The sequence below is a fragment of the Variovorax sp. GW821-FHT09D04 genome, from assembly GCF_059416405.1.
The window spans coordinates 337,497-349,984 of record NZ_JBWKPA010000003.1; the positions used below are offsets into that span (position 1 = coordinate 337,497).

Sequence of the window (12,488 nt, forward strand, 5' to 3'; positions counted from 1 at the left end):
GCCTGTCCGTCTCTTTTTCATTTCTCCTTTACTTCAACCACGCCAGGGAAGGCTCACCGTCATGGACCCGCAACTCCTCGAGTACTACAACCGGGAACTCGTCTACATGCGCGAGGCGGCGAGCGAGTTCGCCGCCTCGCACCCCAAGATCGCACGCCGCCTGGGCATGCACGGCATCGAGGTGGCCGATCCGTACGTGGAGCGGCTCATCGAGTCGTTCAGCTTCATGTCGGCGCGCATGCAGATCAAGCTCGACGCCGAATTTCCGCGCTTCACGCAGCGCCTGCTCGAGGTGCTATACCCCAACTACCTGAGCCCCACGCCGTCGATGGCCGTGGCGCAGCTGCATCCCAGCGTGAAGGAGGGCGACTTCACGCGCGGCTTCGTGGTGCCGCGCGGCACGGCCTTCCATGCGCGCGTGCCCGCGGGCGAGCAGACGCCCTGCGAGTTCCGCTCCAGCCAGGACGTGACGCTGTGGCCCTTCGAGATCGCCGAGGCCCGGCTCACCGGCGCGCCGCCCGACATCCCGGCGCTGGAGCGCTACGTGCCGCCGCATGTGCAGGTGACGGGCGCGCTGCGCCTGCGGCTGCGCATCGTGGGCGAGATGGGCTTCTCGGCACTGTCGGGGCTCGACCGGCTGCCCATCTACCTGCGCGGCAACGAGCAGGTGGCGTCGCACCTGTTCGAGCTGCTGCACACCTCGGCGGTCGCGACCTTCATCGGCGAGCCCGGCCAGCTGATGGACCGGCCGCACGTCGTGACCGAAGGCGCGCTGGTGCACGAAGGGCTGGGGCCGGGCGAAGGCCTGCTGCCGCTGGCGTGGAACACCTTCCACGGCCACAACCTGCTGCACGAGTACTTCGCGTGCCCCGAGCGCTTCTACTTCTTCACGCTCACGCAGCTCGCGCCGGGGCTGGCGCGCATTCCCGGCAAGGAGGTCGAGATCGTGGTGCTGCTGAGCAAACCGCCCGGCGCGCTGGGGGCGCTGGTCGATGCGGCGCAGTTCGCGCTGTTCAGCACGCCGGTGGTCAACCTGTTCGAGCGGCGCACCGACCGCATCGAGCTCGACAGCGCGCAGACCGAGTTCCATCTCGTGCCCGACCGTTCGCGGCCGATGGACTTCGAGGTGTATTCGGTGCAGCGCATCGCCGGCCAGCAGGCGCGCACCACGGCCGAGATCGACTTCCGCCCGCTCTACCAGACGCTCAACGAAGACGAGGGCAACCACGGCCGCTACTTCTCGGTGCGGCGCGAGCCGCGCCTGGTCTCCGAAACGGCGCGCAAGTACGGCACGCGCACGCCCTACATCGGCACCGAGGTGTTCCTGTCGCTGGTCGACCAGCAGGAGGCGCCGTACCCCGAGAGCCTGCGCTACCTGTCGGTGAAGGCGATGCTCACCAACCGCGACCTGCCGTGCCTGGTGCCACGCAACGGGCAGGCCGACCTCGCGGTGGCCGATTCGATCCCGGTGTCGGCCGTGGGCCTCATCCGTGCGCCGAGCACGCCCAAGTCGCCGTTCGCGCAGCGCGAGATCGCGTGGCGGCTGATCCGCCAGCTGGGCTTCAACCACCTGTCGCTGGCCGACATGCCGCACCGCGAGGGCGCGCAGGCGCTGCGCGACATGTTGCGGCTGTTCGTCACCGCCGACAATGACGTGCTGCGCCGGCAGATCGATTGCCTCGTCGGCTCGCGCATCGAGCCCGTGACGCGTCGCCTGCCGGGCGCGGGGCCGCTGATCTACGGGCGCGGCGTGCAATGCACGCTGAGCGTCGACGAAGAAGGGTTCTCCGGCACGAGCCCGTACCTGCTGGGGCTGGTGCTGGAGCACTACCTCGCGCGCCACGTGAGCATCAACGTGTTCACGCAGACCACGCTCGAATCGATGCAGCGCGGCACGGTCGCCAAATGGCCCGTGCGCATGGGCGGGCGAGGGGCGGTCTAGTTTCTCTTCGGCGGAAGGGCCTGCTCGAGCAGCCACAGCATGGCCGCCCGCACCTTGGCGGCATCGGCGCCTGCATCGATCTCCAGCGCCGCGCGGTCGAAGGCGGCCGACAGCAGGCGGGCGAGGGCGTCGAGCGACACCTCGCCGCGGCCCATGCCGGCGCGCGCCAGCGCCTGGCGCAGCGAGTTCGCCGAGGTGGCGTCGTCCATTGACATCATTTCCGCCAGGCCCAACACGGCCGGCCCGTCGATCAGCAGCAGCCGGGTGCGCCCCGGCACCGTCATCGCCTTCAGGTAGGCCTCGCTGCCCACGAGCAGGGCCTCGCGCGGGCCGAGCTCGTCGGGCGTGGCGGCATCGATGTCGGCCGCGACCGCCTGCGCCTCGAGCAGCAGCACCTGGCGGAACAGGTCGCGCTTGTCGTTGAAGTGGTGGTACAGCGCCCCGCGCGTGATGCCGGCGGCCATGGCGATCTCGGGCGTGGAGGTGTCACCGTAGCCCTTGCTGACGAAGAGCGTGCGGGCCGCCTCGGTCAGGGCGAGGCGGGTGGTTTCGGTGCGTTCGCGGTTGGTGCGTGCCGGGGTTTTGGCCATGCCCCTAATTTACATGCAGTCTGTTTGTGGATTAATATTTAACTTACATGCAGTTTGTATGTTTTATCCACGAAGGAGCCATCCCATGAAAGTGACGAGCTATTACCCGGTGATCATGACGAACGACGTGGCCGGCACCGCGGCCTTCTACCAGGCGCATTTCGGGTTTGCGTCGCTGTTCACGACCGACTGGTACGTGCACCTGCAGCTGGCGGACGATGCCTCGGTGAACCTCGCCGTGCTCGACGGCAGCCACACGACCATTCCCGCCGAAGCGCGCGGGCAGGTGGCCGGCGGGTTGCTGCTGAACTTCGAGGTGGAAGACCCCGACGCGGTGCACGAGCGCCTGAAGGCGGCCGGCCTGCCGATCCTGCTGTCGCTGCGCGACGAGGCCTTCGGCCAGCGCCACTTCATCACGCGCGACCCGAACGGCGTGCTGATCGACATCATCAAGCCGATCCCGCCGTCGGGTGAATACGTCGCGCTGTACGAGGCCGGCACGTCGCCAAGCTAGGCTCTCCCCCAGGCTTCGCGCACTTCGTGTCGCTGCGCCAACCCCCTTCCGGGGGCAACACCTGCGGCCCGGCAAAGCCGGTTCCGCGGTGTTTCACGAAGGAGCCCGCTCAGGCGCGAAGGGCTTCGTCTTCTTCCAGTCCGTCGCCCAGGAAGCCGCCGCTCTGGTGCGCCCACAGCCGCGCATACAGGCCGCCCTGGGCCATCAGCGTGCGGTGGTCGCCTTCTTCGACCACGCGGCCTTCGTCGAGCACGATGAGCCGATCCATCGCGGCGATGGTCGACAGCCGGTGCGCGATCGCGATCACGGTCTTGCCTTCCATCAGCGTGTACAGGCTCTGCTGGATCGCGGCTTCGACCTCGGAGTCGAGCGCGCTCGTGGCTTCGTCGAGCAAAAGGATCGGTGCATCTTTCAGCATCACGCGCGCAATCGCCACGCGCTGGCGCTGGCCGCCCGAGAGCTTCACGCCGCGCTCGCCCACATGCGCCTCGTAGCCGCGCCGTCCGCCCGCATCGCCCAGCGTCTGGATGAAGTCGTGCGCCTCGGCACGCCGGGCCGCGGCTTCGATCTGCGCCAGCGTGGCGTCGGGCCGGCCGTAGGCGATGTTGTCGGCCACCGAGCGGTGCATCAGAGACGTATCTTGCGTGACCATGCCGATGTGCATGCGCAGCGAATCCTGCGTGACCTTCGAGATGTCCTGCCCGTCGATGAGGATGCGGCCGCTCTCCAGGTCATGGAAGCGCAGCAGCAGGTTCACCAGCGTCGACTTGCCGGCGCCCGAGCGGCCGACCAGACCGATCTTCTCGCCGGGCCTGACCACGAGGTTCAGGTCGTCGATCACGCGGCGGCCCGCGTCGCCGTAGCGGAAGCTCGCTTGCTCGAAGCGCACCTCGCCGTGCGGCACGTCGAGCACCGTGGCATGGGGCGCGTCGAGCACCGTGCGCGGGCGCGACAGCGTCTTCATGCCGTCCTGCACCGTGCCGATGTTTTCGAACAGGCTGGTCATCTCCCACATGATCCAGTGCGACATGCCCTGCAGCCGCAGCGCCATCGCCGTGGCGGCGGCCACCGCGCCCACGCCCACCGTGCCGTGCGACCACAGCCACAGCGCCATGCCGGCCATGCCGGCTGTCAGGCCCATGCTCAGCGTGTGGTTGACGATCTCGAAGGCGCTCACCAGCCGCATCTGGCCGTAGCCCGTCTTCATGAACTCGCGCATCGCGTCGCGCGCAAAGCCGGCCTCGCGCTGCGTGTGCGAGAACAGCTTGACGGTCGCGATGTTGGTGTAAGCGTCGGTCACGCGCCCGGTCATGAGTGCGCGCGCGTCGGCCTGCGCCTTGCCGACCTTGCCCAGGCGCGGCACGAAGTACACCAGCGAGGCGATGTACAGCGCCAGCCAGATGACGAAGGGCCAGACCAGCTGCGCGTCGAGCACGCCCACCAGGATGATCATGGTGGCCACGTACACGCCCATGGCCACGAGCACGTCGGCCAGCACGAACACGGTCTCGCGCACGGCCAGCGCGGTCTGCATCACCTTGGCCGTGATGCGGCCCGCGAACTCGTCCTGGTAGAAGGCCATGCTCTGGCCCAGCATCAAGCGGTGGAAGTTCCAGCGCAGGCGCATCGGCAGGTTCACTGCCAGCGTCTGGTGCTTCACGATGGTCTGCAGCGCCACCACGCCGATGCTGATCACCAGGAACGCGGCCAGCCACAGCAGCGTGTCGCCGCGCTCGGCCCACAGCTTGGACGGCACCTGGCCGCCGAGCCAGTCGACGATGCGCCCGAGGATCGCGAACAGCGCGGCCTCGAAGGTCGACATCACCGCCGTGAGCACCGCCATCGCGGCGATCTTGCCGCGCACGCCGTGCGTGCAGGCCCACAGGAAGGCAAAGAAGCCCTGGGGCGGCAGCGTCGGTTCGGCGGCGGGGTACGGGGGAAGGAGTTTTTCGAAAAAGCGGAACAAGGAATCGGTCTCCAGCAGAGCCTTCGAATGTAGCCCTGCATGCATGACCTTGCCCCGAAAAGGTGCGTTCGCGGCCGGTGCCTTCAGCAACCCTTCAGCTGCGGCGCACCTTGCTGTCGTCGGTGCGTGCTGCCTTTGTTTCCATGCCCCCCAGCCGCGCGCTCAGGAAGTCGATGAAAGTTCGCAGCTTGGGCGACATGTACTGCCGGCTCGTGTACACGGCGAACAGCGTGACCGGCGTGGCCTCGAACGCGGGCAGCAGCCGCACCAGCCGGCCCTGTGCCAGGTCGTCGTCGATGAGCCACACGGGCAGGTACGCGATGCCCATGTCGGCGCGCACCGCGTGCAGCGTGAGCGTGGTGTCGTCCGAGCGCATCGCGGGCGTGAGTCGCAGCGGGAACATGCGCCCGCCCGGCCCCTTGAGCGCGAGGTTGTCCAGGTTCACGTAGCTGGGCACGATCGCGCCCAGCTTCGCGAGGTCGGCCGGCACCGCGGGCAGGGCGCCGTGGCGCTTCAGGTAGGTCGGCGTTCCTGCAAGATGAAAGGGCACGCGGCACAGCGGCCGCGCGATGAGCGCGGGCGAGGGCTCCTGCGTGGCGCGCAAGGCCAGGTCGTAGCCGTCGGCCGCGAGATCGACCTTGCGGTTTTCCAGGTGCATGTCGACCAGCACCTCGGGGTACGCCGCGCGGTAGTCGGCCAGCACGCGCGCAAAGCGCGGCGTGGCGCACCAGACGGGCGCGCTCACCTTGAGCTGGCCGCGCGGCGCGTCGCTGGTCTGGCCGATGGCGGCCTCGGCCGCGTCGAGCAGGTCGAGCGCGCGACGGCTCTGCTCGTACCAGGCGGTGCCGGCCTCGGTCAGGCTCAGGTGGCGGCTGGAGCGGTGCAGCAGCCGCGCGCCCAGCGATTTCTCGAGCTGCGCCACGTGCTTGCTGGCCATCGGCGCCGACAGGCCCAGGCGCTCGGCCGCGGCCACGAAACTGCCGGCCTCGACGACCTCGCGGAACACGCGCAGGCTGGTCATGCGGTCCATCGATGATTTCCTGTGAAGAAAGGATTCGATGCATCGTAGCCTGTCGATTTCCTGAAAGGAAATGTCTACAGTCGATCCAACGCCTTCAAGGAGCATCGACTTGACCCACGACACCCCCACGCTTTCCCGCCTGCCCACGTACTTCATCTCGCACGGCGGCGGCCCCTGGCCCTGGATGAAGAAGGAGATGGGCGCCACCTACGACCAGCTCGCCGCCTCGCTGGCCGACATGCCGCGCCAGATCGGCCGCACGCCGGCCGCCATCCTCATGGTCTCGGCGCACTGGGAGTCGCCCGTGTTCACGGTGCAGGGCAACCCGCGCCCGCCCATGATCTACGACTACGGCGGCTTTCCGGCCCACACCTACGAGGTGCGCTACGCCTCGCCCGGTTCGCCCGAGCTCGCGCAGCGCGTGCAATCGCTGATCGCCGCCGCCGGCCTGCCGGCGCAGATCGACCCCGAGCGCGGCTACGACCACGGCATGTTCTCGCCGATGGCCGCGATGTACCCGAACGCCGAGGTGCCGGTGGTGCAGCTGTCGCTGCGGCGCGGGCTCGACCCGGCCGAGCACCTGGCGCTGGGCCGCGCCATCGCGCCACTGCGCGACGAGAACGTGCTCATCGTCGGCAGCGGCCTGAGTTATCACAACCTGCGCAACTTCGGCCCGCAGGCGCACGGCGTGTCGAAGGCCTTCGGTGACTGGCTCGACGAGACCTCTGTGCAGGCCACGCCGCAAGCGCGCGTGCAACGCCTGCAGGACTGGGCCTCGGCCCCGTCGGCGCGCGTGGCGCACCCGCGCGAGGAGCACCTGATTCCGCTGATGGTCGCGGTCGGCGCGGCCGAGGGCGACGTCGGCGAGCGCGTCTACCACGAGGACGCCTTCATGGGCGGGCTCGTGGTGTCGAGCTACCGGTTCGGCGCGGCCTGAAGGCACGCGGGCCGCGCGGCAGAATGAAGCCATGCCCACGCCCGCTCTTCCCACCCCCGGCGAATCCGCCGAAGCCCGGCGCCAGATCGCCCGCATCGAAGCCCTGTCCACCTCGCACGACCCGGTGCACGACGGCATTCGCGTGCGCTGGCGCCGCTTCGGCACCGACACGACGCAGCCGCCCATCGTGCTGCTGCACGGCGGCCACGGCAGCTGGATGCACTGGCTGCGCAACGCCGAGGCGCTGTCGGCGCAGCGCACGCTGCTCCTGCCCGACATGCCCGGCTTTCATGATTCCGACGCGCTGCCGCGCGTGGCGCCCGGCGAAGACGCGCTGGTGCCGCTCCTGGCCGCGCTCGGCGGCACGCTCGATGCGCTCATCGGTGCCGGCACGCCCATCGACCTGGGCGGCTTCTCGTTCGGCGGGCTCACCGCCGCGCGCTTCGCGGTGCGGCGCGGCGCGATCCGCCGGCTGGCGCTGATGGGCAGCGGCGGCCATGGCACCTTGCGCCGCATGACAGTCGAGATGATCAACTGGCGCGCCGCCCCCGACCGCGAGACCGAGCGCGCCGCGCTCATGCACAACCTGGGCGCGCTGATGCTGCACGCGCCCGCCGCCATCGATCCGCTGGCCTTCGAGATCCACGACCTCTCGTGCCACGGCACGCGCTTTCGCAGCAAGGAGGTGTCGCTCTCGGGCGGCCTGCAGGCCGCGATCGACACGCTGGGCGTGCCGACGCTGCTGCTGTGGGGCGAGTTCGACGTCACCGCCGATTCGCGTCCGCTGGTGGCGCAACTGGCCAGCGAAGGCCCCGGCCGCGAAGGCGTGGTGATCGACGGCGCGGGGCACTGGGTGCAGTACGAACGCGCCGATGAGACCAATGCGCGGCTGCTGAAGTTCTTCGGCTGAACTTCGCCGCGACCGGTTACTGCTTCGTGAGGCCGAGCTTGCGGATGGTCTCGGCCCACTGGTCGTAGGTCGTGCGCGTCAGGTCGGCCAGTTGCTGCGGGGTCGACGATTCGGCTTCGTACGCACCCTGGCGGAAGAAGTCGCGCGTGGCCGGCATCGCCAGCACCTGCGCCAGCGCGGCATTGAGCTTGGCGACCACCGGCGCCGGCATGCGCGCCGGGCCGTAGAAGCCGAGCCAGCTCGCCATGTCGACGCCGCTCACGCCTTGCTCGCTCATCGTGGGCACGTCGGGCAGCATCGCGCTGCGTTTGGGGGCCGCCACCGCGAGCATGCGCACCTTGCCAGTGGCCGTGTTCTGGATGGCGTTGGGCGCCGCGTCGAAGTAGTACTGCACGCGGCCCGCGAGGAAATCCTTCGCCGCATCGGCGCCGCCCTTGTAGGGCACGTGCACCACGTCCAGGCCCGCCTGCCGCGCGAAAGCCTCGCCGTAGATGTGCGACGAGGTGCCGGTGCCGAACGAGGCGTAGCTCATCTTTCCCGGGTTGGCCTTGATGTACGCCACCAGCTCCTGCACGTTGCGCGCCGGCACGCTCGCGTGCACCGTCAGCACCAGCGGGCCGCGGGCGCCGAGCGAGATGGGCGTCAAGTCCTTGAACGGGTCGTAGCGCACCTGTGCCAGCGTCTGCGGGTTCTGCGCGACCACGGAAGAGGGCGCGTACATGAAGGTGTAGCCGTCGGGCGCCGCGCGGATCACTTCCTCGGTCGCGAGGATGAAGCTCGCGCCTGGCCGGTTCTCCACGATGACCGGCGTCTGCAGCACCTCGCCGAGCTTGTTGGCGACGAAGCGCGCCTGCGCGTCGGAGGCGCCGCCGGCCGCCAGGCCGAGCACGATGCGGATGCTGCGGCCCTTGACCGGAAAGTCCGCGGGTGAGGCCGCGAATGAAGGCAGCGGCAGCGCGATCGCGCCCAGCGCAAGCCATGCGGCCGCGCTGCGTCGGGTGGTGAAAGAAGAAGGGCTCATTGCTTGGCCAAGCCTACCTGCTGCACCATCGCGCCCCAGCGCTCGTAGGTCGTGCGCGTGATGCCGGCAAATTCTTCCGGCGTCGTCGCGCCGGCTTCGTAGCCGCCCGTGCGATAGAACTCGCGCACCTGCGGCATCGCGAGCACCTGCGTGAGCGCCGCGTTGAGCTTTGCGACCACCGGCGCCGGCATGCGCGCCGGCCCGTAGAAGCCGAGCCAGCTCGGCAGGTCGAGCCCGGCGTAGCCTTGTTCGGCGAAGGTGGGCACGTCGGGCAGCGCCGGGATGCGTGCATTCGCCGCGATGGCCAGCACCTTCACCTTGCCCGTGGCCGAGGTGATGATGGCCGACGAAGCCGAGTCGAACATGTACTGCACGCGCCCACCGATCAGGTCCTTGGCCGCGTCCGAGCCGCCCTTGTAGGGGATGTGCACCGCATCGACGCCGGTCTTCTTCACGAAGGCCTCGCCGTAGATGTGCGACGAGGTGCCCGCGCCGAACGAGGCATAGCTCACCTTGCCGGGGTTCGCCTTCACGTAGGCCACGAGTTCCTTCACGTTGTGGGCCGGCACGGAGGTGCTGACCGACAGCACCAGCGGCCCGCGCCCGCCCATCGAGATGGCGGTGAAGTCCTTGAACGGGTCGTAGGGCACCTGCGCGAAGGTGTGCGGGTTCTGCGCCATCGTGGAAGAGGGCGCGTACAGCAGCGTGTAGCCGTCGGGCAGTGCGCGCGACACCTCGTTGGCCGCGAGCATGGTGCTCGCGCCGGGCTTGTTGTCGACGATCACGCTGGTGCCCAGCACCTCGCCGAGCTTCTGCGCCACGATGCGCGCCTGCGCGTCGGTGCCGCCGCCGGCGGTGAAGCCCACGACGATGCGGATCGGTTTGTTGCGCGCCGGAAAGTCCTGCGCGAACGCGAGCGGCGCCAGGCCCAGCAAAGCTGCGGCGCCGAGCGCCGTGCCGAATGCACGGCGGGTGCCGTTGAGTTTCTTCATCGATGTCTCCGTTGGAATGTTCTCCTGATATTGATTTAGAAAATCATAAAAATCCATATTGACTAGGGAATACCCCGAACAATGGCCATTTCGTGGCTTTTGTGTTTGACAAAATGAACATTGAAATCAAAATACGACGAAACAGCCCATCCAAGACACCCATCTCATGAAAACTGTCGTCCGCACCGACGAGCGCATCCTGTCCTCCGACATCTTCGACCGCGACAGCCGCGTCAAGCGCCCTGACCACGGCAGCTGGGCCGAGCCCGGCAAGAACATTCCGGTCTATCACCGCTGCGGCGTGCTGGTGGTCGGCGGCGGCCCGTCGGGCACCGCCGCAGCCGCTGCCGCGGCCCGCGCGGGCGCCGACGTGGCGCTGCTCGAGCGCTACAACCACCTGGGCGGCTTGTCGACCGGCGGCCTCGTGATCTGGATCGACCGCATGACCGACTGGGAAGGCAAGCTGGTGATCCGCGGTTTTGCCGAAGAACTGTTCGACCGCCTGCCCGCCGACGCCATCGCCGGCCCGCAGCGCGCGGACTGGGGCTCGCAGGACGCGGCCAAGGCCGCGCACTGGTCGCAGCGCACGGCCGCCTACCACGGCATCGTCACCTGGTCGCCCACCATCGACCCCGAGCGCCTGAAGCTGCTCTCGCAGGAGATCGTGCTGGAGCGCAAGGTCAAGCTCATCTACCACTCGTGGGCCGCCATCCCGATCGTGCAGGACGGCGCCGTCAAGGGCGTGGTCTTCGAGAGCAAGGAAGGCCGCATGGCCATCATGGCCGACGTGGTGGTCGATGCCACCGGCGACGGCGACCTGTTCGCCCGCGCCGGCGCCGCCTACGTGAACGACATCGAAGAAGCCGACGTGCACCACTGCATGAACACCTCGTGGCTCTTCGGCGGCGTGGACATGAACCGCTGGATCGACTTCAAGGCCGGCCAGCCCGAGGCCTTCGCCGGTTTCATGGCGCGCGGACGCGAGCAGCTCGGCCTCTTCGAGCGGCCCTTCGTCTCGTGGCGCAACGACGTGGCGCTCTTCATGGGGCCGCGCCAGTCGGGCTACTCGGCGCTCGACGTAGACGACCTCACGGCCGTCGAGGTGCGTTCGCACCGTGCCATGGCCGCGCACCTCGACTACTTCAAGGCGCACGCGCCCGGCTTCGAGGATGCCTACCTGATGCTGAGCGCGCCGCAGATCGGCGTGCGCCACGCGCGGCGCCTCACTGGCGTGGGCGCGGTGCTGCGCAGCCAGTGGCCCGACGGCGTGGCGCTGGCGGACGAGATCGGCGTGACGCCCGCGGTGTCGCCGAAATTCCCGAACATCTCCATCCCCTATGGCGCGCTGGTGCCGCAGCAGCTCGACGGCCTCGTGGCCTGCGGCCGGCACATCTCGTGCGACCGCAACTCGCACGGCTTCATGCGCGAGATTCCGCAGTGCTGGATCACCGGCCAAGCAGCGGGCGTGGCGGCGGCGCTGGCATCGCAGGGCGGCATCGCGCCGCGCTTCGTCGACACCGGCGCGCTGCAGTCCGCGCTGCTGGCGCAGGGCGTGTATCTGCGGGCCGGGGCTGAAGGCGGGCAGGGCGCGGCCTCCATCGCGGTCGAAGCCAGCGCCTGAGCCCGCCCCTTTTTGCCATGAACCCGGCCGACCTCCTTTCGCGAGCCCCTACATTGCAGAGTCTTGCAAAGCGTTCAAAGGGTCCTTCCATGTCCACCGATAAAAACGACAGCTCTCTTTCCGCGGCCGATGCCTCCGATTCGCGCGGCGAACGTTCCGACACCGTGAGCGCGCTGGAGCGCGGCATCTCGGTGCTGCGCTGCTTCAGCGAAGACCGCCCGGTGCTCGGCCACGCCGACGTGGCGCGCATCACCGGCATTCCGCGCCCCACGGTCAACCGGCTGGTCGCGACGCTGCTCTCGCTGGGCATGCTCAAGCCCGCGCAGGCGCCCGACCGCTTCATGCTCGGCCCAGGCGTGGTGTCGCTCTCGCGCGTGTTCCTCGGCAGCCTCGATGTGCGCGCCGCCGCGCGGCCCAGCATGCAGGCGATGGCGGAGGAGGTGGGCGCATCCGTCTACCTCGCGGTGCGCGACGGCATGGAGATGGTGCTGATCGAGGCCTGCCGCCCGCGCTCGTCGATGCTCTCGGCGCGGCTGGACGTGGGCTCGCGCGCGCCGCTGCCGAACTCGGCACTCGGCCGCGCGTACCTCTCGGCGCTGCCCGACGCGCAGCGCAACCAGCTGGTCGATTCGATGCGCCTCCTGCGCGGCCCCGAGTGGGACGGCATCGCCGCGCCCATGACGCGCGCCATCGGCGAAGCCAAGCGGCTGGGCTACTGCCTCTCGCTCGGCGAATTCCACCGCGAGATCAACTCGGTGTCGGTGCCGCTCATCGGCCCCGACGGCGAGGTGATGGCGCTCAACGGCGGCGGCGCCGCCTTCGTGTTCACCGAAGACAGATTGCGCAACGAACTCGCACCGCGCCTGCACGACATCGCGCTCACCATTGCACGCGACATCGGCGGGCACGTGCCTTCCCCCTCGCCGGGTTAGCAGCCCGGCCGGGGTTCGATCCCCCACGACATAGAAGAACGG

General features: G+C 69.1%; 11 protein-coding genes. 6 read left to right on the forward strand and 5 right to left on the reverse strand.

The window, feature by feature from the left end; translation table 11 throughout:
- Nucleotides 1–61: 61 nt before the first annotated feature.
- Entirely contained in the window at nucleotides 62–1,942 is a 1,881-nt protein-coding gene (tssF, locus tag AC07O4_RS11930) for a type VI secretion system baseplate subunit TssF (protein ID WP_495304631.1), read from the forward strand.
- Here the strand turns inward: tssF and AC07O4_RS11935 are convergent.
- Entirely contained in the window at nucleotides 1,939–2,532 is a 594-nt protein-coding gene (locus AC07O4_RS11935; protein WP_495304632.1) for a TetR/AcrR family transcriptional regulator, read from the reverse strand. The genes tssF and AC07O4_RS11935 overlap by 4 nt on opposite strands.
- Before the next feature lie 85 nt (nucleotides 2,533–2,617).
- Here AC07O4_RS11935 and AC07O4_RS11940 point away from each other — a divergent pair, with 85 nt between their 5' ends.
- The gene (locus AC07O4_RS11940) at nucleotides 2,618–3,046 is read left to right on the forward strand and encodes a VOC family protein (protein ID WP_495271580.1); all 429 of its coding nucleotides are present in this window, start codon (nucleotides 2,618–2,620) and stop codon (nucleotides 3,044–3,046) included.
- Nucleotides 3,047–3,155: 109 nt separating this feature from the next.
- Here the strand turns inward: AC07O4_RS11940 and AC07O4_RS11945 are convergent, their stop codons facing one another.
- Together AC07O4_RS11945 and AC07O4_RS11950 are read right to left on the reverse strand one after the other, a co-directional pair.
- A complete protein-coding gene (locus AC07O4_RS11945; RefSeq protein ID WP_495268802.1) occupies nucleotides 3,156–5,012 on the reverse strand; it encodes an ABC transporter ATP-binding protein in 1,857 nt (618 codons plus the stop codon).
- A gap of 94 nt (nucleotides 5,013–5,106) precedes the next feature.
- The gene (locus tag AC07O4_RS11950) at nucleotides 5,107–6,042 is read right to left on the reverse strand and encodes a LysR family transcriptional regulator (RefSeq protein WP_495304633.1); all 936 of its coding nucleotides are present in this window, start codon (nucleotides 6,040–6,042) and stop codon (nucleotides 5,107–5,109) included.
- 100 nt (nucleotides 6,043–6,142) lie between these two features.
- Between AC07O4_RS11950 and AC07O4_RS11955 the strand changes: the two genes are divergently transcribed.
- The gene (locus tag AC07O4_RS11955; protein WP_495304634.1) at nucleotides 6,143–6,970 is read left to right on the forward strand and encodes a DODA-type extradiol aromatic ring-opening family dioxygenase; all 828 of its coding nucleotides are present in this window, start codon (nucleotides 6,143–6,145) and stop codon (nucleotides 6,968–6,970) included.
- A gap of 31 nt (nucleotides 6,971–7,001) precedes the next feature.
- Complete coding sequence (locus tag AC07O4_RS11960) at nucleotides 7,002–7,880, forward strand: alpha/beta fold hydrolase (RefSeq protein ID WP_495304635.1); 879 nt, start codon at nucleotides 7,002–7,004, stop codon at nucleotides 7,878–7,880.
- A 16-nt stretch (nucleotides 7,881–7,896) separates the two neighbouring features.
- Here AC07O4_RS11960 and AC07O4_RS11965 read toward each other — a convergent pair whose 3' ends face one another.
- The gene (locus AC07O4_RS11965; RefSeq protein ID WP_495304636.1) at nucleotides 7,897–8,901 is read right to left on the reverse strand and encodes a Bug family tripartite tricarboxylate transporter substrate binding protein; all 1,005 of its coding nucleotides are present in this window, start codon (nucleotides 8,899–8,901) and stop codon (nucleotides 7,897–7,899) included.
- On the reverse strand, nucleotides 8,898–9,893 hold the full coding sequence (locus AC07O4_RS11970) for a Bug family tripartite tricarboxylate transporter substrate binding protein (protein ID WP_495304637.1): 996 nt from the start codon (nucleotides 9,891–9,893) through the stop codon (nucleotides 8,898–8,900). The genes AC07O4_RS11965 and AC07O4_RS11970 overlap by 4 nt, the downstream gene beginning before the upstream one ends.
- A 166-nt stretch (nucleotides 9,894–10,059) precedes the next feature.
- Between AC07O4_RS11970 and AC07O4_RS11975 the strand changes: the two genes are divergently transcribed.
- On the forward strand, nucleotides 10,060–11,514 hold the full coding sequence (locus tag AC07O4_RS11975; protein ID WP_495304638.1) for an FAD-dependent oxidoreductase: 1,455 nt from the start codon (nucleotides 10,060–10,062) through the stop codon (nucleotides 11,512–11,514).
- Between the two features lie 89 nt (nucleotides 11,515–11,603).
- Nucleotides 11,604–12,446, forward strand: coding sequence for an IclR family transcriptional regulator (locus AC07O4_RS11980; RefSeq protein ID WP_062475657.1), 843 nt, complete (start codon nucleotides 11,604–11,606; stop codon nucleotides 12,444–12,446).
- Nucleotides 12,447–12,488: the final 42 nt, after the last annotated feature.